Source organism: Hymenobacter sp. UV11, assembly GCF_004684095.1.
Taxonomy (GTDB): Bacteria; Bacteroidota; Bacteroidia; order Cytophagales; family Hymenobacteraceae; genus Hymenobacter.
This window is the reverse complement of record NZ_SRII01000004.1, coordinates 366,858-393,333: the sequence shown is the minus strand read 5'-3', so window position 1 is coordinate 393,333 and position 26,476 is coordinate 366,858. Positions and strand designations below refer to the sequence as shown.

17 protein-coding genes and 1 riboswitch are annotated in these 26,476 nt (G+C 62.4%); of the genes, 11 read left to right on the top strand and 6 right to left on the bottom strand.

Annotated features, from left to right (window positions below; genetic code table 11):
- Positions 1-107: 107 nt before the first annotated feature.
- The gene (locus E4631_RS09090) at positions 108-419 is read left to right on the top strand and encodes an ASCH/PUA domain-containing protein (RefSeq protein ID WP_166647962.1); all 312 of its coding nucleotides are present in this window, start codon (positions 108-110) and stop codon (positions 417-419) included.
- A 126-nt stretch (positions 420-545) separates the two neighbouring features.
- Positions 546-1,286: a lipopolysaccharide assembly protein LapB gene (locus E4631_RS09085; protein WP_166647963.1), complete on the top strand. Its 741-nt coding sequence runs from the start codon at positions 546-548 to the stop codon at positions 1,284-1,286.
- 133 nt (positions 1,287-1,419) lie between these two features.
- Here the strand turns inward: E4631_RS09085 and metF are convergent, their stop codons facing one another.
- The 4 genes from metF to E4631_RS09065 all read right to left on the bottom strand — a co-directional run bounded on the left by metF (position 1,420) and on the right by E4631_RS09065 (position 9,460).
- A complete protein-coding gene (gene metF / locus E4631_RS09080) occupies positions 1,420-2,397 on the bottom strand; it encodes a methylenetetrahydrofolate reductase [NAD(P)H] (protein ID WP_133656155.1) in 978 nt (325 codons plus the stop codon).
- A 170-nt stretch (positions 2,398-2,567) separates the two neighbouring features.
- Positions 2,568-6,293 (bottom strand): methionine synthase, encoded by a 3,726-nt coding sequence (gene metH / locus E4631_RS09075; RefSeq protein ID WP_240734801.1) that lies wholly within the window; start codon positions 6,291-6,293, stop codon positions 2,568-2,570.
- A gap of 183 nt (positions 6,294-6,476) precedes the next feature.
- Positions 6,477-6,585: riboswitch (SAM riboswitch) on the bottom strand.
- Positions 6,586-6,799: 214 nt separating this feature from the next.
- Positions 6,800-8,170, bottom strand: coding sequence for an SGNH/GDSL hydrolase family protein (locus tag E4631_RS09070; RefSeq protein ID WP_133656157.1), 1,371 nt, complete (start codon positions 8,168-8,170; stop codon positions 6,800-6,802).
- 21 nt (positions 8,171-8,191) lie between these two features.
- Positions 8,192-9,460, bottom strand: a complete 1,269-nt coding sequence (locus E4631_RS09065) for an OmpP1/FadL family transporter (protein WP_133656158.1) — start codon at positions 9,458-9,460, stop codon at positions 8,192-8,194.
- A gap of 676 nt (positions 9,461-10,136) precedes the next feature.
- On the opposite strand from E4631_RS09065, the gene E4631_RS09055 reads away from it, so the two are divergent.
- Positions 10,137-13,469, top strand: coding sequence for an LpqB family beta-propeller domain-containing protein (locus E4631_RS09055; RefSeq protein WP_133656160.1), 3,333 nt, complete (start codon positions 10,137-10,139; stop codon positions 13,467-13,469).
- 132 nt (positions 13,470-13,601) lie between these two features.
- Here the strand turns inward: E4631_RS09055 and E4631_RS09050 are convergent, their stop codons facing one another.
- The gene (locus E4631_RS09050; protein WP_133656161.1) at positions 13,602-14,444 is read right to left on the bottom strand and encodes a DUF5694 domain-containing protein; all 843 of its coding nucleotides are present in this window, start codon (positions 14,442-14,444) and stop codon (positions 13,602-13,604) included.
- A gap of 253 nt (positions 14,445-14,697) precedes the next feature.
- On the opposite strand from E4631_RS09050, the gene E4631_RS09045 reads away from it, so the two are divergent.
- The 7 genes from E4631_RS09045 (at position 14,698) to E4631_RS09015 (ending at position 24,816) form a co-directional block, all read left to right on the top strand.
- Positions 14,698-15,768 carry a sensor histidine kinase gene (locus tag E4631_RS09045; RefSeq protein ID WP_133656162.1) on the top strand — a complete coding sequence of 357 codons (1,071 nt, stop codon included), beginning with the start codon at positions 14,698-14,700 and terminating at the stop codon, positions 15,766-15,768.
- A gap of 82 nt (positions 15,769-15,850) precedes the next feature.
- Positions 15,851-16,588, top strand: a complete 738-nt coding sequence (locus E4631_RS09040; RefSeq protein ID WP_133656163.1) for a LytTR family DNA-binding domain-containing protein — start codon at positions 15,851-15,853, stop codon at positions 16,586-16,588.
- 99 nt (positions 16,589-16,687) lie between these two features.
- Positions 16,688-18,340, top strand: coding sequence for a TldD/PmbA family protein (locus E4631_RS09035; RefSeq protein WP_133656164.1), 1,653 nt, complete (start codon positions 16,688-16,690; stop codon positions 18,338-18,340).
- Between the two features lie 203 nt (positions 18,341-18,543).
- Positions 18,544-20,196, top strand: coding sequence for a TldD/PmbA family protein (locus E4631_RS09030; protein ID WP_133656165.1), 1,653 nt, complete (start codon positions 18,544-18,546; stop codon positions 20,194-20,196).
- Between the two features lie 99 nt (positions 20,197-20,295).
- On the top strand, positions 20,296-21,630 hold the full coding sequence (locus E4631_RS09025; RefSeq protein ID WP_133656166.1) for a TldD/PmbA family protein: 1,335 nt from the start codon (positions 20,296-20,298) through the stop codon (positions 21,628-21,630).
- Positions 21,631-21,811: 181 nt separating this feature from the next.
- Positions 21,812-23,461 (top strand): TldD/PmbA family protein, encoded by a 1,650-nt coding sequence (locus tag E4631_RS09020; protein WP_133656167.1) that lies wholly within the window; start codon positions 21,812-21,814, stop codon positions 23,459-23,461.
- A 29-nt stretch (positions 23,462-23,490) separates the two neighbouring features.
- Positions 23,491-24,816 (top strand): TldD/PmbA family protein, encoded by a 1,326-nt coding sequence (locus E4631_RS09015; RefSeq protein WP_133656168.1) that lies wholly within the window; start codon positions 23,491-23,493, stop codon positions 24,814-24,816.
- A gap of 148 nt (positions 24,817-24,964) precedes the next feature.
- Here the strand turns inward: E4631_RS09015 and E4631_RS09010 are convergent, their stop codons facing one another.
- On the bottom strand, positions 24,965-25,591 hold the full coding sequence (locus tag E4631_RS09010; protein ID WP_133656169.1) for a porin family protein: 627 nt from the start codon (positions 25,589-25,591) through the stop codon (positions 24,965-24,967).
- A gap of 202 nt (positions 25,592-25,793) precedes the next feature.
- On the opposite strand from E4631_RS09010, the gene E4631_RS09005 reads away from it, so the two are divergent.
- Positions 25,794-26,414, top strand: coding sequence for a DUF4159 domain-containing protein (locus tag E4631_RS09005; protein ID WP_133656170.1), 621 nt, complete (start codon positions 25,794-25,796; stop codon positions 26,412-26,414).
- The last annotated feature ends 62 nt before the right edge of the window (positions 26,415-26,476 follow it).

Sequence of the window (26,476 nt, the reverse complement as noted above, 5' to 3'; positions counted from 1 at the left end):
GGCAGAGCGGCACGGAAATGGAGACTGTCGCGTTTTCTTCGTAAATTACAGTATTCGGCCACTTTTAACCGGCCCATTTCCCTATGCAACGCTACTCCACTTCCCCCATGTCAACCGTTACCACTGCCCGCACCCGCACCCATGAGCTGCAACTCTGGACGCCCTGCTTCACGGCCGTAGCGGCCGGCACCAAACCCTTCGACGTGCGCGAAAACGACCATGATTTCCAGGTCGGCGACGCGCTCTTAATCCGGGAATACGACCCGGATACCAGTACTTACAGCGGCCAGACGCTGCTGCGCTGGGCGAGCTACGTGATGCCCGGCGGCGCGTTTGGCGTCAGCGAAGGCTGGTGCGTGCTTGGCCTGGGCACCATGCCCCCGCTGCCGCCCGGCATCACCGATACCCGCCTTTGGTAGGCAGTGCTTCGGTTACTAGTTGGTTAGGAAATCATTACCCCGGCATTTTGCCGAGGCAGGGTTATTTTTGCCCAAACCTGACTTGGTCGCTTTTTCTTTCACCGAACTTTTCAACTCCTTCGCAGCGTGTTTTTTTGGCTAACTCCCCGCGTTCGGCGCGGCGCGTTTCTTGTTTTGCTGGGCGCTACGCTTGGCCTGCCCGTCCAGGCTCAGAAGAGCCGCCGGGGTGCCCCTACCCCCCCGGCCAGCGGCCCGCAGCGGCTGCAGCCGCTGTTTGGCGGTGTGTCGGCGGCGCAGGCGCAGCAGCTGGTAGGCCCCGCCGTGCTGGCCGACGTGGACCGCAGCTTCCCTTCGCGGCCCGAGGCCAGCAAGTTTTTCAGCAAGAAGGGCTACGAGTACCTGAATGAAAACCAGCCCGATACGGCCATCGTGCGCTTCAACCTGGCCTGGGTGCTCGACCCTGCCAACCCCGAGCCCTACCAGGGCCTGGCCGTGCTACTGAGCCGCCGCCCCGACAGTTCGCCCGAGGCCGTGCAGCAGTTGGTATTGCAAGGCCTGGCCGTGGCGCCCACCAACGCCCCGCTGCTCATCGACGCCGCCAACACCGTGCTGGGCCACTACGAGCAAACCAAAAAGAAAAAGAACCTCACCCAGGCCAACGAGTATGTGCAGCGCGCCCTTCTCGCCGACCCCAACAGCGCCAGCGCTTGGCAAACCCAGGCCCGCATTCGCTACTTCCAGGAGGACTACCCCGCCGCCTGGCAGGCCGTGCACAAAGGTCAGAGCCTCAGCCTCACCAGCCTCGATTTCGCCTTCCTCACCGAGCTCATGGCCAAGCTCCCCGACCCCGAAGGGAAATTTCATTAATCGGTTGTCCTTGCGAGCGCAACGAAGTGGAGCGCGGCAATCCTTCCTTCACGTCAGGGTTACTACCTCAACGATTAGGAAAGATTGCCGCGCTCCACTTCGTTGCGCTCGCAAGGACAACCGAACTTTAGCCTTAGAATAGCCCCGCCGCCACGCGGCGAATGGCTTCCGACTTGCCCATGCTGTAGTAGTGCAGGCAGGGCACGCCGTGGGCCATCAGCTCGCGGCTTTGATTGAGGCACCACTCAATGCCGACCTCGCGGGCGGCGGCGTTGTCTTTGGCCTGGTGAATAGCCTCGGCCAGTGCCTCGGGAATGTTGAGGAAGAATGCACGGGGTAGTCCCGTGAGCTGACTCTTGGTAGTCAAGGGCTTGAGGCCCGGGATGATAGGCACCGTGATGCCCGCCTCGCGGCAGCGCTTCTCAAACTTGAAGAACTCCTCGTTGTCGAAGAACATCTGGGTCACGATGTAGTCGGCGCCGCGGTCAATTTTATCCTTTAGAAAGCGGATATCGGAGCCCATGTTGGGGGCTTCGAAGTGCTTTTCGGGGTAGCCGGCGGTGCCGATGCAGAAATCGGTGCACAGCACGGGCTCGGCGCCGGCGGGCTGGTACTGCTCGTCGTGGTCGTGGTAGCGGCCGTGGTTGAGGTCTGCCACCTGCCCGATGAGGTCGCAGGCGTAGGTGTGGCCGTCGGGGTGCGGCTGGAAGTGGCCCTCGCTCTTGATGGGGTCGCCGCGCAGGGCCAGCACGTTGTCAATGCCCAGGAAGTGCAAGTCAATCAGCGCGTTCTCCGTTTCCTCCTTGGCAAAGCCCCCGCAGATGAGGTGCGGCACGGTGTCCACATCGAAGCGGTTTTTAATGGCCGCGCAAATGCCCACCGTGCCCGGCCGCTTGCGCACGGCCTTGCGCTGCAGCAGTCCGCCCGGCCGCTCGCGCAGCACAAACTCCTCGCGGTGGTAGGTCACGTCGATAAACGGCGGCTTGAACTCCATCAGCGGCTCAATATTCGAGAACAGCGTGTGAATATTCTCGCCCTTGCGGGGGGGTAGGACTTCGAAGGAGAAGAGCGTGCGACCCTCGGCGCGGCGCAGGTGTTCGGTTACTTTCATGGAAGTAGCGCGGACTCTGAGAGTTCGCGCGTGGAGTCGTAACAGGTATATATTAATCTTTTGTCATTGCGAGCCTGCGAAGCAATCGCATCAGAACAAAATCGTTCGGGTATCGTGCTGGTGCGATTGCTTCGCAGGCTCGCAATGACAGATGGCGCGAGTGAGTGGGGTTACGCCGGGTCATAATTCAGATTTGGCATCAGCCACCGCTCCAGCTCGGGCAGCGGCATGTGCTTGCGCTCGGCGATATCGGCCACTTGGTCGGCGCCGATTTTGCCCAGGCCAAAATACCGGGCGGCCGGGTGGGCGTAGTACATGCCGCTGACGGCGGCGGTGGGGTACATAGCTAGGTTTTCGGTGAGGATGATACCCGTCTGCTTTTCCGCGTCCAGCAGCTTGAAAAGCGTGATTTTCTCGGTGTGGTCGGGGCAGCCAGGGTAGCCCGGCGCGGGTCGGATGCCGCGGTACTCCTCCTTAATCAACTCCTCACCACTTAGGTTCTCGTTGGGCGAATAGCCCCAGAACTCCTCGCGCACGCGCTGGTGCAGGCGCTCGGCGAAGGCCTCGGCCAGGCGGTCGGCCAGCGCCTTTATCATGATGCTGGAGTAGTCGTCGTGGTCGGCCTCATACTTTTCAATCAGCTTTTCGATGCCCAGGCCGGCCGTTACAGCGAAGCCGCCGAGGTAGTCGGCGCGGCCGGTTTCCTTGGGCGCGAGGTAGTCCGAAAACGCCACGTTATGCACGCCGGGGCCTTTTTCGCCCTGCTGCCGCAGCGTAAAGAACTCGTCACGCACCTGCTGGCGGGAGTCGTCCTCGTAGATTTCGATGGTGTCATAGTCCTTGGTATTGGCGGGCCAGAAGCCCAGCACGGCGCGGGCCGTGAGGCTCTTGTCGGCAATGACTTCGGCCAGCATTTTCTGGGCATCCTCGAAGAGGCGGCGGGCGGCCTCGCCGAGGTTGTCATCCTCCAGAATGCGGGGGTAGCGGCCCTTCAACTCCCAGGTGTGGAAGAAGGGCGTCCAGTCGATGTAACGCGCCAACTCGTCGAGCGGGTAGTTGTCGAGCACCTGCGTGCCCAGGAAGCTGGGCTTGGTAATGGGCGTAGTTTCCCAGTCGGCGTGGTAGCCGTTGGCGCGGGCCGCCTTGATACTGAGGTAGTTCTTGTCGCGCTGGCGGCTAGCGTGGTCCTCGCGCATAGCCGCGTACTCGTCCTTGATGGTCTGGGTGTAGGTATCCTTGCCCGAGCCGAGCAGGCTGGCGGCCACGCCCACCGAGCGCGAGGCATCGTTCACGTAAACCGCTGACCCCGAGTAGGAAGGCGCGATTTTTACGGCCGTATGCAGGCGCGAGGTAGTGGCGCCGCCGATGAGCAGGGGGGTAGTGAGCTTGCGCTTTTCCATCTCGCGGGCCACGTACACCATCTCGTCGAGCGAGGGCGTGATGAGGCCACTGAGGCCAATAATGTCGGCGCCCTGCTTCTGGGCCTCGTCCAAAATTCGTTCGAGCGGCACCATCACGCCGAGGTCCACAATCTCGAAGTTGTTGCAGGCCAGCACCACGCCCACGATGTTCTTGCCGATATCGTGCACGTCGCCTTTCACGGTGGCCAGCAGAATTTTACCGGCCGTTTGGCGGGCCGCGCCTTCCTTCTCGGCTTCCAAATAGGGCTGCAAATAAGCCACGGCTTTCTTCATCACGCGGGCCGACTTCACCACCTGGGGTAGGAACATCTTGCCGGCCCCGAAGAGGTCGCCCACCACGTTCATGCCCGACATCAGCGGGCCCTCAATCACATCGAGCGGGCGGCCCACTTGCTGGCGCACCTCTTCGGTGTCCTGGTCGATAAACTCGGTGATGCCGCGCACCAGGGCGTGCTGCAGGCGCTCGGCCACCGGCAGGCTGCGCCAGGCGTCGGCCACTACCTCGACCTTGCCTTTCTGCTTCACTGTTTCAGCAAAGTCCACGAGGCGCTCGGTGGCGTCGGCGCGGCGGTTAAGCAGCACGTCCTCACATAGTTCGAGCAGGTCTTTCGAAATTTCATCGTACACCGCCAGCTGGCCGGCGTTCACGATGCCCATGTCCAGGCCCGCCCGAATGGCGTGGTAGAGGAAGGCCGCGTGCATGGCCTCGCGCACCACGTCGTTGCCCCGAAACGAGAACGAGATGTTCGACACGCCGCCGCTGGTGCGCACGCCGGGCAGGTTCTCCTTTATCCACTTCACGGCCGCGATAAAGTCGAGCGCGTAGTTGCGGTGCTCCTCCAGGCCGGTGCCCACGGTGAGGATGTTGGGGTCGAAGATGATGTCATCGGCCGGGAAGCCAACTTCCTTGTTCAGAATATCATACGAGCGCTGGCAGATGGCAATGCGCCGCTCGTAGCTGTCGGCCTGGCCGTTTTCGTCGAAGGCCATTACCACCACGGCGGCGCCGTACTGGCGCACCAGCCGGGCGTGCCGGCGGAAGGCATCCTCGCCTTCTTTCAAGGAAATCGAGTTGACGATGCTCTTGCCCTGCACGCACTTGAGGCCGGCTTCGAGCACGCTCCACTTGCTGGAGTCAATCATCAGGGGTAGACGCGCAATGTCGGGCTCCGAGGCGATGAGGTGCAGGAAGGTCGTCATCACGGCTTCCGAGTCGAGCATACCCTCGTCCATGTTGACGTCGAGTACCTGGGCGCCGTTTTCGGCCTGGGCGCGGGCCACGGCCAGGGCCGCCTCGTAGTCGCCCGACCGGATGAGCCGCGCAAAGGCCCGCGAGCCCGTCACGTTGCACCGCTCGCCGATGTTGACAAATAGGCTCTCGGGCGTGATGTTAAACGGCTCCAAGCCAGCGAGGTGGGTAGTACCTTTCGCCAGCCGCGCCCCGCCGCCACCCAGCGCCAGCGACGATACCGAGGCCGCCTCGTCGTCCACCATCTTGTCATCCTGGGCCGCGGGCGCGTCGGGGTGCTGCTGGCCGGCGTGCACGGCGCGCGGGCCGTAGGTATCGGCCAGCTTCTTGAGTTCGGCGATGTGCTGGGGGGTAGTGCCGCAGCAGCCGCCCACCACGTTCAGCAGGCCTTCCTTGAGGTAATCCTCCACCAGCGCCGCAAATTCCTGGGCGCTCTCGTCGTAGCCGCCAAAGGCGTTGGGCAGGCCGGCGTTGGGGTAGGCCGACACGGGCACATCGGCGAGGCGGGCCAGCTCGCGCACGTAGGTGCGGAGCTGGTCGGCGCCGAGGGCGCAGTTGAGGCCCACGCTCAGCAGGGGCAAGTGCTTGATGCTGTGCCAAAACGCCTCCACCGTTTGCCCGCTCAGGGTGCGGCCCGAGGCGTCGGTGATGGTGCCCGAAATCATGACGGGCACTTCCCTACCCCCCTCGTTGAAGAATTGCTGCACCGCGAAGAGCGCGGCCTTGGCGTTGAGGGTGTCGAAGATGGTTTCGATGAGCAGCGTGTCTACGCCGCCGTCTACGAGGCCACGGGTTTGCTCCAGGTAGGCGGTGGCCAGCTCATCAAAGGTCACGGCGCGGTAGCCGGGGCGGTTCACGTCGGGCGAGAGCGAGGCCGTGCGGTTGGTGGGGCCGATGGCGCCGGCCACGAAGCGCGGCTGCTCGGGGGTTTTCGCTGAGTACTCATCGGCCACCTCGCGGGCCAGCCTCGCCGACTCATAGTTAAGCTCATACACCACGTGCTCCAGGGCGTAGTCGGCCTGCGCAATGGTGGTGCCGCTGAAGGTGTTGGTTTCGACCATGTCGGCCCCGGCCTCGAAATACTCGGCGTGAATGGCCCGGATGATGTCGGGCCGCGTGAGGCTCAGCAGGTCGTTGTTGCCGCGCAGCGGGCGCGGGTGGTCGGCAAAGCGGGTGCCGCGAAAGTCTTCTTCTTCCAGCGGGTAGCGCTGAATCATGGTGCCCATGGCGCCGTCCAGGATGAGCAGGCGCTGGCGCATGAGCGCGGGCAGCGGCGAGCTGTGCGGGGCTTCGGCGGTGGCAGGGGGGGTAGGGAGCGTGGCGGCAGCGGACATATTCTTTCGGGACAAAAGCAGGAGCGGAAAGCACCTATCCAGAAAGAAAGCCGCGCCAAGCGGCGCAGGTTCCGGCTGATATCTTCTTCGGCCCACGAGGGTGGCCGAACAGGAGTTGGCACCTACTCGGGGTAGGTTGCCAAGACGTCATCGGGCCTGGTCCCTCGGTCTTTCTGGATAGCAGCAGGTACGAAGATACACCACGCGCCCCAGTGTAGGGTAAGCTTTAGCTTGCCGGCCTATCACCCAAGAGAATTAAACGCTAAAAACCAGTACGCACATTGTTTTTCAGGTCCTGCTTACTCCTGGCGACAAGCTAAAGCTACCCCTACGTTTTTCGCCAAAAAAAGCGCCTCCCATTCGGAAGGCGCTTTTTTTGGCGAAAGCAAGGCGCTACCCTACGGCAGGAGCACGCCGCGGTAGTCGTTGGCATTCACGCCCGGCACCGAGGCACCGTAGTAGGCGTTGATAACCCGAATCCACTCGTTGGCGATAATGGCGTAGCCGCGGGGGGTAGGGTGCACGCCATCGAGGCCGAAGAAGTTGCCACTGGCAAACGTAGCGGTGTTGTTTACGCCGTTGGTGTAAATGCCGCTGGCGGCTACGCCCGTCAGGAAGCTATTGGCATCGACCACAGGCACCTTGAAGCGCTGGGCCGTTTTGGCAATAATGGCATTGAGCTGCGTGGTGCGGCTAGTAACCTCTGCTTGCTCAATGGGGTCAAGCACGTAATCGCTGGGAATAGGATTAGCCGACGAAGTGCCTTTTCCAAGATTAGCGGCAATGTAGGCCTGGGTCGTGAGCGTCAGCAGGTCGGTGGCGGTAGCCACGCGGGCGGCGGTGGTGGCTGTGGTAGCAGCCGTACGAGCCGTAACATAAATAGCCGTAATAGGTATCCCAGCCGCCTTATACGAGGCCAGCACTGCCGCCACCGTAACGGTATTGAAGTAAGGCAAGCTGGTCACGTTCGGGATGTTGGCCGCGGCACCTTTCACCGTTCCATTCTTGCTGATGGTGCCCAGAATGGCACGGTAGCCGATGCCAAAGCGCGTGGTGTCGGTAAGGCCGCCGAAGGGATTGGTGGCCGCTACTACCCCCCCGTTGCTGGCATAAGTCAGCACGTCGTTGTTGCCCATCCAGCAGGTGAAGAAGGTAGGCGTTTTCTGGCCGATATAGGTGACGTAGTCCTTGGTGGGCTTCTCGGCTGCCGTTAGCAGGCGCTCGTAAAACTGGTTGATGAGGCCATAGGGAGCCAGGCCGCCCGTGAGCGACGAAACGCTGCTGAGCACCGAGATGCCCGGCACGCCCAGGTTGTCGGGTTGCGGGCCGGAATAGGCTTCGAGCTGGCCGCCGCCGGGCAGGGTAGTGCCCGTGTAGGCGACCTGCTCACCCAGGAAGTTATTGGCCGCCGAGGGGACTACTGGCGCCAGGGCGCCGTTCACGATTTGCAGCTTAACGTAGCCCGAGCCGTCCTTTTTGGCCGTTGAAAAGGCGGGCTGCACGAAGGTGGCCGGGCCCTTGCCGGTTTTGGCGAACTGCTGGGCCAGCAGCGCGGGAAACGAGGTGGCCTGCCCCTCGTTGAAGAGGCCGCCATCGGTGTAGCCCGAGGTGAGCGAGTTGCCCACGGCCACGTAGCTGGTGAAGTCGAGCGAGCCTGGCGAAGCCGTTGGCCCGTCGATATTGGTCTGGCAGCCAGCCAGTCCGAGGCCCAGGCCCAGCACCGCTAGCGCCGGGCGACCTACCTTATGAAAAGCGAAGGAAGTAGTCATTTGGATGGGATAAAGGCAGGCTTAGAATTTCACGTACAGCTGCACGCCGGGCACGGCGATGGTCGTTTTGTAGGTGCCGGCCACGCGGTCGGCGGTGCCGTTGCTGATGAGGTCGTCCTGGCTCTGACTACGCTTCATGAAGTCTTCGAACAGAAACGAGCCGTCGATACCGAAACGCTCGGTAACGGCGTAGGTGAAGCCCGCCGTGACGCCAATGCGGTCGGCATCGGGCGTTTCGGGCGTCACGAAGCCATCGCGCACCGCGCTGAAGTCGTAGAACGTGCCGGCCCGCAGCGCAAACTTATCCGTGACCTTGTACTGGCCGCCCAGGCGAAACGCCAGCGCATCCTGGTACTGACGCTTGGAAGTGGAGGCCGCAGCCCCGCCCAGCACGCCGCCCGAGTAGGTGAAGTCGAGCGACTGGTAGCGACTCCAGCCCACCAGGTTGGCATCGAACGCAATGAGCAGCTTGTCGCTGGGGCTCACCCCGATGCCGAAGCTGTACACGTCGGGCAGGGGTAGGGTCACGTCAAAATTCTTGGCCGTGAAGCTACCGGCCGCCGAGGCGGGCAGGTTGGTCAGGGTAATGTCGCCGCTGCTCACGTGGGCATCAATGGCCGAGCGGTAGCTCAGGCCCACGCTCAGCTTGTCGCTGGGCTTAAACATAATGCCCAGGTTATAGCCCAGCTTGTGGTCGGCCTTGCCGGTGAGCTGCGCGTGCAGCGGGGCAGTGTTGCCCTGGCCCTGCACGGGCACGTCACGTTGCAGGTCTACGTCGCCCAAGGCCAGCATTACCAGGCCCGCGCCCACGGCCAGCTGCGGCGTAATGGCGTAAGCGGCGGTAGCCTGCACGAATACCGAGCGCAGGTTAATATCGGTGAGGGAGTAGCGCCCTTCCCAGCCCTGCGCATAGTGCAGCTCGCTGCCGAAGGGCGTGTACACGCCCGCGCCCAGCCGCCACTTGCCATCCTTGGGCCCGAAGCCAACAAAGCCGCTAAACGGAAATACGTTGGTATTCTGCAAATTACGCTGACCCTGGTCACCGGTAGCAGGCCGGAACGAAATGCGCGGAATAGCCATATTGACCCCACCCTGAAAGCCAGTAGGGGCAAATGCGAACGCACCCGGATTGAAGAACTGCGAGGCTTGGTCGAGGTAGAGGCCAGTGCCAGTACCGCCCATGCCGACGTTTTTGGCGCCGGTCAGGCCTACCTGAAAGCCACTGGCCGAAGCTCCCGACGAGGCTGCCAGGAGCACCCCGCCCGCGAGGAGTAGAGAGTTGACTTGCATAAATGCAAAAAAGTTAGGTGGGGATAATGAGGGGCTAAATGTACCACTTGTTTTCAAATAATTAGTCGGCGTGCCGACTAATTATTTGACGCTGTGTCTAAAAGCATCTGGCCCTTTCTGGCGGATGCCAACTGAGCAGCCGGCTAAACGACCTCATTCAGAAACATTAAGGCAGCATGAAGGCAAGTCTTAAACTGTTATTTTTATCTTATACCCTACCTGTGTCTTTCGCTTTTCCGGCTCCCTGCTTTTTCGCGCAAAAAGACTATTAGCCTATTTATCAGCGGGTTTGCTGCTGGCTGCATTGGGTATGCGCGGCCAGGCAACGCTCGACACCAGCCCAATACTGAAAATCTTGAAGAGCGCTTCGGAAGACCTAAAATCCAAGCTCGACACGGGCCACGCACAGCACCTTCAGCAGCAACGTAGCCAACGGCCTTTGCGTGATGCGCGCAGTAGTCGCGCAGCAGACCTGCGTGAGCGTTTCCAAAAGCTGTAAGTGTCGCAGAACAAGCTATTTGCGAGGCAATACGGCCGATTAGCAAGGGCATTTTTTTGTCTTGGCAAACACGTCGAGCAGCTCGCTGGGGGTAGAGCGGCTAAGTACCGTGCAACAAATAGTCAACTTCATCCTACTTTGTGGCGGTCATTCTGTTTTACTCCTTTGCCGCCGCGTATGCCCCTCTTTACTACTGGAAAAAATTGCCGCCTGGTCGGCCTCAGTTACGTGCTGCTGGCCGCCGGGCCCGCGCTGGCCGCGCCGCCCGCCGCCCTACCCTCCTTCTCGGAGCCGGGCGTGTCGCCCGACCACCAGGAAATCGCCTTCGTGTCGGGCGGCGACATCTGGACGGTGCCGGTGGCCGGCGGCGAGGCCCGGCTGCTGGTGGCCCACCCCGCCACCGAGAGCCGCCCGCTCTACGCACCCGATGGCAAGTCGCTGGCCTTCATCTCCACGCGCAGCGGCAACGGCGATATTTACCTGCTAAATTTTGCCAGCGGCGAGCTGAAAAGGCTGACGTTTGACGACGGCCTGGACCAGCTCGACGGGTGGTCGGCCGATGGCAAGTACCTCTATTATTCGAGCACGAGCCGCGACATCGCGGGCATGAACGACATCTACCGCGTGCCGGTGGGCGGCGGCACGCCCACGCCCGTGAGCGCCGACCGCTACGCCAACGAGTTCTTTGCCGCGCCCAGCCCCGACGGCCAGACGCTGGCCTTCGCGGCGCGCGGCATCGCCGCCAACCAGTGGTGGCGCCACGGCCACAGCCACCTGGATGAGTCCGAAATCTGGCTGCGCCGCGCGGGCAAAACCGCGCCTGTGTACACCGGCCTCACGCAGGGGGGTAGCAAGGCGCTGTGGCCCATGTGGGGGCCGGGCGGCCAGAAGCTGTTTTTCACCTCCGACCAGGGCGGGCCCGAGAACATCTGGACCGTGGCGCTGGCCGGCGGCGCGCCGCAGCAGGTCACCAATTTCAAGGAGGGTAGGGTGCTGTGGCCCAGTGCCTCGGCCGATGGTAAGCTCATTGTATTTGAGCGCGATTTTGGGATTTGGACGTTGAACACCGAGAACGGACAAACCCAGCCGGTGCGCATTCAGCGGCGGGGCGCGCCGGCCAGCCCGGGCGTGGAGCGGCAGCGCTTCACCGACCGCCTGCAGGAGCTGGCGCTCTCGCCCGATGGCAAAAAAGTGGCCTTTATCGTGCACGGCGAGGTGTTTGCCGCCTCCTCGGCCGATGGTGGCGACGCTACCCGCCTCACCACTACCACGGCCGCCGAAAGTGACCTCACCTGGTCCCCCGATAGCCGCCGGCTTATCTACGCCTCGGCCCGCGATGGGGCCAAGCACCTCTACAGCTACACCTTCGCCACCGGCCAGGAAACCCGCCTCACCAACGCGGCCGTGAGCGACGCGCAGCCGCGCTTTTCGCCCGATGGCAAGCTGCTAGCCTTCGAGCGCGACGCTAAGGAGCTGCGCATTCTGGACCTGGCCAGCAAGCAGGAGCGCGTGGCGGGCACCGGCCGCTTTGGCCGGCCTCCCTTGAGCGCCGAGCGCTCGTTTGTGTGGTCGCCAGATGGGCGCTGGCTGGCGTTTTCGCCCAGCGGCGCGCGCGGATTTACGAATGTGCAGGTGGTGCCCGCGGCGGGCAGCGCGGCGCGGCCGGTTAGCTTCCTAGCCAACTCCAACAGCAATACGCTGAGCTGGAGCCCCGACGGCAAGTACCTGCTCTTCGACACCGGCCAGCGCACCGAGGATGCCCAGGTGGCGCGCATCGATTTGCAGCTGCGCACGCCGCGCTTCCGCGAGGACCAGTTCCGCGACTTGTTTAAGGAGACGGTGCCGGGGCCGATTTCGCCCGATAAAAACCAGAACCCGCCCCAAGCCCCGGCCAAGCCTGCCACCCCTACCCCCCTCCCGCTGGCCAAAGCCGACTCGGTTCGTGCCAAGGGCATTTCTTCCAAAAAGAAGGGCAAAAAGGGCGCCGCCACGGCCAGCGCGGCGCCCGCTAAGCCACCGGTGAATATTAACTTCGATGACATTCGGCGACGGCTGAGTTTGGTGCCGGTGGGCGTGGACGTGCGCAGCCAGGCCATCAGCCCCGATGGCAAGTGGCTGCTGCTCACGGCCACCGTTTCGACGCAGACCAACCTCTACGTGTACCCGCTCGATGAGCTGGGCAAGGAGCCCGCCACGGCCCGCCAGCTCACGTCCACGGCGGGGGCCAAGCGCGAGGCGCAGTTTTCGCCCGACAGCCGGGAGGTTTATTTTCTGGACCAGGGCCGCATTCAGGTGGTGCCCGTGGAGGCCAAAGGCCCGGCGGCCCGCGCCGTGGCCGTAACCGCCGAGCTGGACGTGGACTTTGAGCAGGAGAAGCTGGTGGTCTTTGATGAGGCCTGGAGCTACCTGCGCGATTTCTTCAACGATGCCACGTTCAACGGCACCGACTGGCCGGCCCAGCGCGAGAAGTTCGCGCCCTACATTGCCGGCGCCCGCACCCCCGACGAGGTGCGCCGCCTGGTGAATTTGATGATTGGCGAGCTCAACGCCTCGCACTCGGGCATGGGCCCGGCCGCGCCGCCCACCGGCACCGTGGCGCCCGCCACCGGCCGCCTGGGCGTGCGCTTCGACGCCGCTGAATACGAGCAGAATGGTCGCCTGCGCCTCACCTCGGTGCTGCCGCTGGGCGCGGGCGCGCTGGCCAACCTCAAGCCCGGCGACGTGCTGCTGGCCGTGAACGGCCGCCCGCTGTCGGGCACTACCAACCTCGACGAAGTGCTGCAATACCAGGTGGGCCGCCGCACTACCCTCCGCGTTTCGGCCGATGGCAAGGAGCGCGACGTGGTGGTACGCCCCCTCAGCCGCGACACCGAGAAGGCCCTCGACTACCGCCAGTGGGTGGAGGAGCGCCGCGCCTACGTGGCCCAGGCCAGCGGCGGCCGGCTCGGCTACGTGCACATGTTTGACATGAGCGCTGGCGCGCTGGCCCAGCTCTACCTCGACCTCGACGCTGAAAACATGACCCGCGACGGCGTGGTGGTGGACGTGCGCAACAACAACGGCGGCTTCGTGAACGTGTACGCCATCGACGTGCTGGCCCGCCGCAGCTACCTCAGCATGGTGAGCCGGGGCATGGCCGCCCCCGTGCCGGCCCGCAGCGCCCTAGGCCAGCGCAGCCTGGAGCTACCCACGGTGCTCGTCACCAACCAGCACTCGTTGTCTGACGCCGAAGACTTTAGCGAGGGCTACCGGGCCTCGAAGCTGGGCAAAATAGTGGGCGAGCCCACCGGCGGCTGGATTATCTTCACTTCCGGCACGGCGTTGCTCGACGGCTCCAGCCTGCGCCTGCCCACCAGCACCATCCGCTCAACCCGCGACGGCCAGGTGATGGAAATGAACCCGCGCCCGGTCGATATCCCCGTCGTGCGGCCCATCGGCGAGAGCTATACCCCGCGCGACGCGCAGCTGGATGCGGCCGTGAAGGAGCTGATGAGTGAGGTTAGGAAGTAATCGCCCTCCGCGCCTGACCCCACCCCCTACCCCTCCCCTTCGGGAGAGGGGAGCCGGTTATGCGCGGCACCAATTCGTCAGGCTCCCCTTTCCCAAAGGGGAGGGGTAGGGGGTGGGGTCAGGCGCGGAGAGCTACTTCGTCTCCAGCAGCGGCAGCACCTCGGCCACCTCAAAGAGGGAGTTGTAGCGTAGAATACTTTTCAGCAGTGAGGCGTGCCCGACCCCGATGATGAGCACGATGGCTTTGTCGCGCTGCACATCTACTTGCCGCAGTAGGTTAGTGTAAATGCGCACGTTGCGCTTGAAGTAGTCGCCGGCCACGTCGGCCCCCATGTAGTTGCTGCCGCCCCCGATGCGGGCTATGGTTAATAGGTAGCCGTCCATATTGGCCCGGTCATAGGCCGCCGAATTAGCAACTTTAAACTGCTCTAGGAGCGTGGCGCCCGGAAATACGCCCCCGGCCGGTAGCGCTACGTGGCGCAGCCGGTTACGCGCCGCCAGCAGATGGCCCATGCTGTCGCCGGGCTGCACCTGCATAAAGCCATTGAGGATGGGCTCTTGCCCGTGCTGCTTCGCGTAGGCCTGCGCGCCATCAAAGTCTAGACCTAGCCGGGCATCGGCGCAGTACACTCGGCCTAGGTTCAGTTTGTCGGCCAGGCGGTAGCCGAGCTGATATATCTCGTTGTTACCGGCTTTGTACCGCTTTTGGCGATATAGGGCGTAGGTGCTGTCCACGCGCGGCTGGTCTTGCAACTGGTACTCTACGAATACTTTATCGGCCTGCGTTTTCTGAAGCTTGCTTACTAGCTCGTCTAGTTCGCGCTGCTTTTGGGGGGTGCGCATATCCACGGCTTTGCCGTGGATTAGGTCGGCCGCCGAGGCATCGAAGTGAAACGTGCCCACGATGTAGACCTTTATTTTGGCGGTGGGCAGGGCCGGTGTTTGGGCCGCGCTGCGCTGGGCAAAGCTTAGCAAAGCTAGGGCGAGAAAAGAGCGGAAGCAGGCGGAAAGAGTCATGGCCGACGGGCATTTGAAAGTGATGCAGCAAAGGTGTCGGCGCCCTACCTGGCCCGGAATTTTATTATCCCAGCCCGTCAAATCATTATTCCAACCTGACGCTACCTCGCTCCTGGCCGGGTCGTCCGGCCTAGGTGGGCGTTAGCGGCACCTAGGGCCAGGTTGGGATAATAGAGTAGGCTCAGGCCACCTAGGCCGGTACTTTTAGGCCATGAACCGCTACCGCATCACGCTGTACCAAGTGCTGGGCTGGGCCCTAGTTATCGGCTACGACCTGCTAGGCTACGATATGCTAGGCCTCATGCACGGTATGCGCCGCCACATTGCCGCGGCCGATTTGCCCAAGGCACACCTGCTGAATCTTACGTTCTGGCTGAGTTTGATAAGCTTGTTTTACTACTGCTTTCTGGTAGTTTTTCCGCAGGGCTTGCGGCGGGGGCGCTGGCCGACGCTGGTGTTGGGACTGCTCGGCACGCCGCTGGTGTTTGCGGGCACCCGCTACGGGTTGGAGGAAGTGCTGACGCCGCTGCTGTTCGGTTTTCGCAACTATTCGCCGGGCGTTAAGCTCACTTTTTATTTACAGGACAACCTGTATTTTCTGCTACCCACCATCGTGATGGCTGGGGCGGCGGTAGCCGTGCGCGACGCCTTTGTGCGCGAAAAAGCCCGCGAAAGCCAGCTGCAGATTCAGCTGCTGAAGCAGGCCAAAATCCAGGCCGAGTTGGCCTTTCTGCGCACCCAGATAAACCCGCACTTCCTCTACAATACCCTCAACTACCTCTACGCCACGGCTTACGAGGTGTCGGAGCCGCTGGCCGAGGCGGTGCTGCGCCTCTCCGACCTCATGCGCTACCTGCTGCACGACAGCCCCGACGGCCAGGTGGAGCTTCGCCAGGAAGTGGAGTACGTGGAGAATTACCTGGCCCTGCACCGGCTGCGGTTCGAGGAGAAGTTCTTCGTGAATTTTGAGCAGGCCGGCCTACCCCCCGGCGGGCAGCGGGTGGCCACGCTACTGCTCATCCCGTTCGTGGAAAACGCGCTGAAGCACGGCGTGGTCAACCAGGCGGCGCATCCGGTTGATATTCAGCTCACGCTGCCCGCGCCGGGGCAGTTGGCGTTTCGGGTGCGCAACCGCATCAATCAGCACCAGAAGGACGCCACCACCGGCGTGGGCCTGCCCAATATCCGGCGGCGGCTGGCGCTGCTTTATCCCGGCCGCCACGCGCTGCGCGTGCACGATGATGGGATTACCTATACCGCTGAGTTGGAACTGAGCTTGTAAAACGGAGCGGCACTCCGTTTTTTGCCTGCGCGACTTGTTCAACGACAAACGGAGTACCACTCCGTTTTACTTTCTACCCCCCATGCTGCGCTGTATTGCTGTTGATGATGAAGCTTTTGCGACCCGGCTGCTGGCCAGCTACATCCAGAAGCTGCCGGGCCTGGTGCTGGCCGGCACCACCACCAACCCGCTCGAAGCCCTGCAATGGGTGCAAGAAGGCCGCGCCGACCTGGTGTTTCTCGACATCCAGATGCCCGAGCTCACGGGGTTGCAGTTTCTGAAAATCTGCGGCCACCGCTGCAAGGTCATCCTCACCACCGCCTACCCCGAGTACGCGCTGGAGGGCTACGAGCACGACGTGGTGGACTACCTACTCAAGCCCATTGCCTTCGACCGCTTTGTGCGGGCCGTGCAAAAGGCGCAGGCGCTGCTGCCGGCCGCCGCGCCGGTGGCCCTACCCCCCGTGCCCGCGCCGAGCGCACCGGTGGCGGCCCCTACCCCCGATTATTTATTCGTGAAGGGCGACAGCAAGAACAAGTACCTCAAGCTTAACTACGCTGATATTCTGTACATTCAGGGGCTGAAGAACTACGTGTCCATCGTGGTGCCGGGCCAGCGCATCATCACCTACCTCACGCTACGCGAACTGGCCGAGCAGTTGCCGCAGCCGCCTTTTGTGCGGGTGCACAAGTCGTACATCATCTCGCTCGACCACCTGCGGCTGGTCGATGGCCACTCGCTCTACATTGGTCAGGAGGAAATAACGGTAGGCGAAACCTACCGCGACGAGTTTTTTAAGCTGATTCGGGAGAAAGGCTAGGCCGGCGCTGCAACGCCGGAGGTGGGTCGTGGTCTTTTTTCAGGAAAAAGCTGCATCTTGCCGGCTGATTTTTGCCCGCTGCTTTAATTTTCTTCGGTTTTGAACAGACGTAATTTTGTGGGCCTCACCGGCCTGGCGACCGGAGCCCTGCTCCTACCCCACTTCCCCGGCATGGGCGGCACCCTCGTGGACCCCGCCCGCCTGCTGGAGCCGGGCCTCGACGTGGCCGCCAAAAAACGCCTCGCCGACGCGGCCCTGAACGCCGCCAAGAGCGCCGGCGCCAGCTACGCCGATGTGCGCATCGGCCGCTACCTCAACCAGAGCATTTTCACCCGCGAAAAACAGGTGCAGAACATTGCCAGCGGCGAGAGCTTCGGGGCCGGTGTGCGGGTCATTGCCAACGGTAGCTGGGGCTTTGGGGCCACCAACAACGTGAGCGACGCCGGCCTGGCGCAGGCCGCGAAGCTGGCCGTAGCCATGGCCAAGGCCAACGCCAAAACCCAGAAGGAGTCCGTGAACCTGGCCCCCCAAAAGGGCTACGGCGAGGTGAGCTGGAAGACGCCCATCAAGCAAAATGCCTTTGAGGTGCCCGTGGCCCAGAAGGCCGAGCTGCTGCTGGCCGCCAACGCGGCGGCGCTCGCCAACGGCGCCAACTTCGTCAATTCCAGTCTGTTTCAGGTGAACGAGCAGAAGTACTTTGCCAGCACCGACGGCTCGTACATCGACCAGGATATCCACCGCATCTGGCCCACGTTTTCGGTTACGGCCATCGACCGGGCCAGCGGCAAGTTCAAGACCCGCGACGCGCTGAGCTCGCCCATGGGCCTGGGCTACGAGTACCTTACCCCCCTCGCCGCCGACAAAGTGGCCGGCCCCGCCGGTACCGGCCTCATCGGCTACCGCAACAGCTACGACATCCTGGAAGACGCCGCCCTGGCCGCCCGCCAGGCCAAGGCCAAGCTCACCGCCACTTCGGTGCTGGCCGGTAAATACGACCTCGTGCTGGACCCTAACCACCTCGGCCTCACCATTCACGAGAGCATCGGCCACCCGCTGGAGCTGGACCGCGTGCTGGGCTACGAGGCCAACTACGCCGGCACCAGCTTCGCGACGCTGGAGTGGCGCAAAAAGAACATTCCGTACGGCTCGAAGCAGATAACCATCGTGGCCGACAAGCTGCAGCCCGGCTCGCTGGGCGCGGTGGGCTACGACGACGAGGGCGTGAAAACCAAGGAGTGGACGCTCATCGACCAGGGCAAACTCATTGACTACGAGAAGATTCGCGACCAGGCGCACATCGTGGGCCAGACGGCCTCCGACGGCTGCTGCTACGCCGACTCCTGGGACTCGGTGCAGTTTCAGCGCATGCCCAACGTGAGCCTGCGCCCCGGCACCGCCAAAATGAGCGTGGACGACATGATAAGCGGCGTGGACAAGGGCATCTACATTGCCGGCCGCGGCTCGTACTCCATTGACCAGCAGCGCTATAACTTTCAGTTTGGCGGCCAGGTATTCTACGCCATCGAGAAGGGCAAAATCACTGGCATGCTCGACGACGTGGCTTACCAGGCTAACACCCAGGAATTCTGGAACTCGTGCGTGGCCGTGTGCGACCAAAGCGACTACCGGCTATTCGGCTCGTTCTTCGACGGCAAAGGGCAGCCCTCGCAGGTGTCGGCGGTGAGCCACGGCTCGGCTACTTCGCGGTTTAACGCGGTCAACGTGATTAATACGGGTCGCAAGATTGGGTAAACCAGCTTATTACCGTTTGTCATTGCGAGCGAAGCAACGCGGAGTGCGGCAATCTTTCCTGGTCGTTCGCTTCACTGGGTTAGTAACGCTGGTGTGAAGGAAGGATTGCCGCGCTCCACTTCGTTACGCTCGCAATGACAACAGATTTTGTTACCGACTACCTTAAAATTTCAATATTCTCTATCACGTAAAACCCTACCCCCTTGAACAGACGCGACTTTACTACCCTCACCGGCCTGGCCGCCGGGGCCCTGTGGCTCCCGAGCTTCCCGAGCCTGGCCGGCAACCTTGTGGACCCGGCCCAACTGCTGGAGCCCGGCCTCGACGTGGCCCAGAAAAAGCGCCTCGCCGACGTGGCCCTGAACGCGGCCAAGAGCGCCGGCGCGAGCTACGCCGACGTGCGTATTCAGCGCACGCTCAACCAGGGCATCTTCACCCGTGAGAAGCAGGTGCAGAACATTGCCAGCGGCGAGAGCTTTGGGGTGGGTATTCGGGTAATTGCCAACGGTACCTGGGGCTTTGCCTCGACCAACAACGTGACCGATGCGGGCCTGGCCAAAACGGCCCAGCAGGCCGTGGCCATTGCCAAAGCCAACTCCAAAGTGCAGAAGGAGCCCGTGAAGCTGGCCCCGCAAAAGGGCTACGGCGAGGTGAGCTGGAAGGCGCCGATTGAGAAAAACGCCTTTGAGGTGCCCATCAAGGAAAAGGTGGATTTGCTGCTGGCCGCCAACGGCATGGCGCTCGACAACGGCGCATCGTTCGTGAACTCGGCGCTGTTCCAAGTGAATGAGCAGAAGTACTTTGCCAGCACCGACGGCTCGTACATCGACCAGGATATTCACCGCATCTGGCCCACGTTTGGCGTCACGGTGGTGGACAAGGCCAGCGGTAAATTCCGCTCGCGGCAGGCACTGAGCGTGCCGATGGGCATGGGCTACGAGTACCTCACGCCCAAGGCCGCCGACAAGATGGCCGGCCCCACCGGCTCGGACGTGATTGGCTACAAAAACAGCTACGATATTCTGGAAGATGCCGCCCGCGCTGCCAAGCAAACCAAGCTTAAGGTTACGGCCAAGTCGGTGACGCCGGGCAAGTACGACCTCGTGCTCGACCCGCACCACCTGGGCCTCACCATCCACGAATCGGTGGGCCACCCGCTGGAACTGGACCGCGTGCTGGGCTACGAGGCCAACTTTGCGGGCACCAGCTTCGCTACCCTGGAGTGGCGCAAGAAGGGCGTTCCGTACGGCTCGAAGCAGGTGAATATCGTGGCCGACAAGCTGCAAGCCAATTCGCTGGGCGCGGTGGGCTGGGACGATGAGGGCGTGAAATGCAAGGAGTGGAACCTCATTGAGCAGGGCAAACTGGTGGACTACCAGAAAATCCGCGACCAGGCCGCCATCGTGGGCCAGATGGCTTCCGATGGCTGCTGCTACTCGCAGTCGTGGCGCGACGTGCAGTTTCAGCGCATGGCCAACATCAGCCTCAAGCCCAGCCCCACCAAAATGAGCGTGGATGAGCTGGTGAGCAAGGTGGATAAGGGTATTTACATCGCCGGCAACGGCTCGTTTTCGATTGACCAGCAGCGCTATAACTCGCAGTTTGGCGGCCAGGTGTTTTACGCCATCGAGAAGGGCAAAATCACGGAGATGCTCGAAGACGTGGCCTACCAGACCAACACGCTCGAATTTTGGGGCGCCTGCGCTGGCTCGTGCGATGCCTCAGACTACCGCTTCGCGGGCTTCTTCAACGACGGCAAGGGCCAGCCTTCGCAAAGCTCGGCTGTGAGCCACGGCTCGGCCACCTCGCGGTTCAACGGGGTCAATATCATCAACACGGCCCGCAAGATTGGGTAATTTTTTAAGCTGTTAGCTTCTAGCCGTTAGCTTCTTTCGAGCGGCGCGGCCAACACAGAAAGCTAATAGCCAACAGCTCTAAGCTAATAGCTACATAAAATGGCAATTCTCTCCCAAACCGAAGCCCAGGACATTCTCAAGAAGGTCCTCAGTTTCAGCACCGCCGACGAGTGCGAGGCCAACCTCAACGGTAGCCTCGAAGGCAACGTGCGCTCGGCGCGCAACTCCATCAGCACGGCCGGGGCCGTGGACAACGTATCGCTGGCCGTGACGTCGTATTTCGGCAAGCGCTCGGGCACGGCTACCTGCAACCAGTTTGACGAGGCTACCCTGCGCCGCTGCGTGCAGCGCGCCGAGGAAATTGCCCGGCTGGCCCCCGAAAGCCCCGAGCACATGCCGCTGCTGGGGCCACAAACCTACCTGTCGTCGCCGCTCTCGTTTGCGGCCAATACGGCGGCCATTACGCCCGACTACCGCGCCCGCCAGATGGCGGCCAGCATGCAGTACTGCGACACCAAGAAGCTGTCGTCGGCGGGCTTCTTGAACGACTCGGCGGGCTTCGTGGCCAAGCGCAACTCGAAGGGCCTGGAGGCCTACCAGCGCGTGTCGAACCTCGATTTCAGCATCACGGTGCGCACGCCCGACGGCATGGGCTCGGGCTACGCGGCCACCGATTTTACGGACGTGTCGAAGTTTGACGCGGCGCGCCTCACGGCGGTGGCGGCCGGCAAGGCGTCTTCTTCGCTGGGGGCCAAGGCCATTGAGCCGGGCAAGTACACCGTTATTCTGGAGCCAAATGCGCTGGTTTCGGGCTCCGATGCCTCGCTGCTGGGCGCGCTCATGCGCTCGTTTGACGCCCGCTCGGCCGACGAGGGGCGCAGCTTCTTGAGCAAGAAGGGCGGCGGCAATCGCAAGGGCGAAAAGATGTTTGACGAGCGGGTTACGATTTATTCGGACCCTACTAACGCCGAAGTGCCCGACCTGACTTTTTCGGGCGATGGCCGGCCGCAGCAGCGCACGACGTGGATTGAGAAGGGGGTAGTAAAAAACCTCTACACCTCGCGCTTCTGGGCCCAGAAATCAGGTATTCCTGACCTGCCCAACCCCGGCGGTTTCATCATGGAAGGCGGCACGCAGAGCACTGCCGACCTCATCAAAGGCACCAAAAAAGGCATCTTGGTGACGCGCCTGTGGTACATCCGCCCCGTGGACCCGCAAACGCTGCTCTACACCGGCCTCACCCGCGACGGTACGTTCTACATCGAGAACGGCGCTATCAAGTTCCCGGTCAAGAACTTCCGCTTCAATGAGAGCCCCATTATCATGCTCAACAACCTGGAGGCCATCGGCCGCCCGGTGCGCCTGGCCGGCAACCTGGTGCCGCCGCTCAAAATCCGCGACTTCACCTTCACCAGCCTGTCGGACGCGGTGTAACGTTTGGGGCGGGGCGGCGGTACCCGGCAGTGCCCGGCCCGCCCTACCCCCCTGTTGCGGAGCGAAGTAGCTCCAGCGCGCAAAAAAAGCGGCCGGGCAACCAGGCCGCTTTTTTTCGCATCTGCGGCGAGTAGCTTCGCGGCAACCTTTTCCTAACCAGCCACTTTCACTTTTTTCTGCTATGAATAGACGCGACTTTGTGGGCCTCACCGGCCTGGGCGCCACGGCCCTGCTGCTACCTTCACTGCCGGGCTTCGGGGCCAAGCTCGTGGACCCCAGCCGCTTGCTGGAGCCGGGCGCCGACACCATTCTTAAAAAGCGCCTGGCCGATGCGGCCTTGAACGCGGCCAAGAGCGCGGGCGCGAGCTACGCCGACGTGCGCATCGGGCGCTCGCTCAACCAGTACGTGTTTGCCCGCGAGAAGCAGGTGCAGAACATCGTGAGCACCGAGAGCTACGGCGTGGGCATTCGGGTGCTGGTGAATGGCTGCTGGGGCTTCGCCTCTACGAGCGTGGTGACCGAGGCCAGCCTGGCCGCCACCGCCCGCCTGGCCGCCGAGATTGCCAAGGCCGACGCCAAGGTGCAGAAGGAGCCCGTGCAGCTGGCCGCGCAAAAAGGCTACGGCGAGGTGAACTGGAAAACCCCCATTCAGCAGAGCGCCTTCGAGGTGCCGGTGAAGCAGAAGGCCGACCTGCTGCTGGCCGCCAACGCGGCGGCGATGGACGCGGGCGCCAACTACATCAACTCGGCGCTTTTCCAAGTCAATGAGCAGAAGTACTTTGCCAGCACCGACGGCTCGTACATCGACCAGGACGTGCACCGCCTATGGCCCACGTTCAACGTGACGGCCGTGGATACCAAGTCGGGCAAGTTTCGCTCGCGCGAGGCGCTGAGCGCGCCGGTCGGGCTGGGCTACGAGTACCTCACGCCGAGCGCTGCCGAGCAGGTGCGCGGCCCGCAGGGTACTGATACCGTGGGCTATAAGCTGCGCTACGACATCCTGGCCGATGCCGCGCTGGCCGGCAAGCAGGCCAAGGCCAAGCTGGGCATGAAATCGGTGACGCCGGGCAAGTACGACCTCGTGCTCGACCCCGGCCACCTGGGCCTCACCATCCACGAGAGCGTGGGCCACCCCACCGAGCTGGACCGCGTGCTGGGCTACGAGGCCAACTACGCCGGCACCAGCTTCGCTACCCTCGAATGGAAGGCCAAAGGCTTGCCCTACGGCTCTAAAGAGGTCAATATCGTGGCCGATAAGCTGCAAACCGGCTCGGTGGGCAACGTGGGCTACGACGACGAGGGCGTGAAAACCAAGGAGTGGGACATCATCAAGGCCGGCAAGCTGGTGGACTACCAGAAAATCCGGGACCAGGCGCACATCGTGGGCCAGAAGGAGTCGGATGGCTGCTGCTACGCGCAGTCGTGGGAGGACGTGCAGTTTCAGCGCATGGCCAATATCAGCCTCAAGCCCGGCCCTACCCCCCTCAGCGTGGACGAGATGGTGAGCAAGGTGGACAAGGGCATCTACATTGCCGGCGCGGGCTCGTTCAGCATTGACCAGCAGCGCTTTAATTTTCAATTTGGTGGGCAATTATTCTTCGCCATTGAGAAGGGAAAAATCACGGAGCCGCTCGAAGACGTGGCGTACCAGTCGAATACCCAGGAGTTTTGGGGTGCCTGCGCCGGCTCGTGCGACGAGCGCGACTACCGCCTGTTCGGCACCTTCTTCGATGGCAAGGGCCAGCCGGCGCAGGTGTCGTCGGTGAGCCACGGCTCGGCCACCACGCGCTTCAACGGCGTGAACGTCATCAACACCGCGCGGAAAGTTTAGTCCCTACCCCCCTTTAGCATCTTGTTATCATGGCTATTCTCTCCAAAGACGACGCCCAGGCTATTCTGAAGAAAGTGCTGAGCTACAGCACCGCCGACGCGTGCACGGTCGGGCTCAGCGGGCGCACGGCCGGCAACATTCGCTACGCCCGCAACAGCGTGAGCACGGCCGGCGCCCAAGACACCGTGTCGCTCACCGTGGAGTCGAGCTTCGGCAAGCGCTCGGGCATTGCCACGTGCAATGAGTTTGACGACGCCACGCTGCGCCGCTGCGTGCAGCGGGCCGAGGAAATCGCGCACCTCGCCCCCGAAAGCCCCGAGTACATGCCGCCGCTCGGCCCGCAAACGTATCTCAACCCACCCTCGGCCGCCACTACCCCCCTCACGCCGGCCGGCCGCGCCCAGGCCGCCGCCGATAGCATGACGCTGTGCGCGGCCAAAAACCTGGCCGCCGCCGGCTTTCTGGATGGCGGCACGCGCTTCACGGCGCTGCGCAATTCGAAGGGCCTGGAGGCGTATCAGCAATCGACTAATACCGACTTTTCGGTGACGGTGCGCACGCCCGACGGGCGCGGCTCGGGCTACGCCATTGCCGACGTCACGGACGTTAGCAAACTCAATACCAAGGCTTTGACGCAGCGCGCCGCCGACAAGGCCACCGGCTCGCTCAACGCCAAGGCTATCGAGCCGGGCAAGTACACGGTGATACTGGAGCCGGCCGCGCTCATGGCCGGCGACGACCTGTCGCTGCTCGGCGGGCTCATGTATGGCCTCGATGCGCGCTCGGCCGACGAGGGCCGCAGCTTTATGACCAAGAAGGGCGGCGGCAACCGCAAGGGCGAAAAGCTCTTCGATGAGCGCATCAACATCTACTCCGACCCCATGAATGCCGAGGTACCGGGTCAGGCTTTCGACGGCGATGGCCTACCCGCGCGACGCATGAATTGGGTGGAAAAGGGCGTGGTCAAAAACCTGTATTACTCGCGCTTCTGGGCCGAGAAAAACAAGGTGGCCCCTACCCCCTTCCCCAGCGGCTTCATCATGGCAGGCGGCACGCAGAGCACCGCCGAGTTGATAAAAGGCACCGCCAAGGGTATTCTGGTGACGCGCCTGTGGTACATCCGCGAGGTAGACCCGCAGACGCTGCTCTACACCGGCCTTACCCGCGACGGCACATTTTACATTGAAAACGGGGCCATCAAATTCCCCATCAAAAACCTGCGCTTCAACGAGAGCCCGATTATTATGCTCAATAATATCGAGGCCATCGGCCGGCCGGTGCGCCTGGCGGGCTGCCTGGTACCACCGCTGAAAATCAGGGACTTCACGTTTACGAGCCTGTCGGACGCCATTTAGGAAGGAGGTAGTACCTCACTAAAAAAGAACGTCATGCTGAGCTTGCGAAGCATCTCTACCACGCCGTTAAACTACTAACTCTAACGGCGTGGTAGAGATGCTTCGACAAGCTCAGCATGACGTTCTTTTTTTGCCTGCTTTGCGCTGCTTAAAGCTTAGGTAGCTGGAAGGCGGCGTAGAACTGGAACACGCGGTTTTGGAGGCGGGCATCGTTCACGCCTACTAGGTACTGCACGTCGTTGATGTCGTTGAGGCCCGCCACGAAGCGGCCGCCCACGCGCACCACTTTCCCCAGGTTGAGCCCTACCCCCGCGCAAAGGGCGAAGTCGCCGCGCTTGTAGTTGCCGGTTGCCGCCTGGTCCACGTTGCCAAACAGCACGTTGCCGCTGCTGCCACGCACCTGCACGTTGCCCTGCTCATTGGCCGATATGAGGTAGCCAAACTGCGGCCCGGCCTCAACATAAACCGGCCCGAAGGTGAGCTTAGCCAGGATGGGCACGGCAATGTAATTGAGCCGCGTGGTGTAGTTAGTGGTGGTGGTGGCGCCCTTCAGCTGCGAGCCTTGCAGCGAATACAACGCCTCGGGCTGGATGGACAGCGGCCCGATAATATGGGCCTGATAAAAAATTCCGGCGTGGAAATAAGTCTTGTAGGTAGCATCTTCGCCGACGCGGCCCGTGAGCACGGCCTCGTTGATACCGCCTTTGATACCGAATTGGGCGTGGGCCTGGCTGGCCAGCAGGAGCAGCAGAGCTGCGAATACGAACTGTTTCATGTGTATTGGTAATGAGCGTTTTAGGATATAATGAACTAGCTGTGGGCCCGCCAGCGGCAGCGGGCCACAGCTGGGTAACGCATAGAAAGAGGCTTTCGGGGTGCACAAAGGTTGCAGAAACAACTTTGCGAAGGCCGGCGTGAATGGCCCGTGAACCCACGCAGTGCAACCCTACCCCCCGTTTTTTCGCCTATTTCCCCCGATGCCTACCCCCTTCACCTTCGTGCGCCTCAGCTACCACTCCGGCGACTGGGATGCCGTGGACGAGCGCATGCCCGCCAACCTGCTGCACTCGCTGGTGCAGTACACCACGGTGCCCGTGGCGCCCCAGGAAAAGGTGGTGGCCCTGGATAGCCCTGACTTGTTTGGCTACCCCTTTTGCTACCTAAGCGGGCACCGGCTGGTGCAGTTTTCGGCGGCGGAGAAGAAGAACTTCACGCAGTACGTGCGCAACGGCGGCTTCGTGTTTGTGGACGACTGCAACCACGACATCGACGGCCTGTTTGCCCGCTCCTTTGAGGAGCAGATGCGGGTGTGCTTCGGGGCCAACGCCTTACAGAAAATTCCCAAGACCCACCCGATTTATACCCAGTTTTTCAAGTTCAAGGACGGCCCGCCCAACACGGGCTTCGAGCTCAACGGCTGGGGCGACGACCTGGTGCACGACTACCTCAAGGGCGTCACCATCAATAACCGCCTGGGCGTGCTGTATTCCAACAAAGACTACGGCTGCGAGTGGGACTATGACTTTCGAAACAAGCGCTTTCTGGCCGAGGACAACACCAAGTTTGGGGTCAATATTCTGCTGTATGCGCTGAGTTGACAGGTACTAGAACTGCGCCGCCTGTCATTGCGAGCGCAACGAAGTGGAGCGCGGCAATCCTT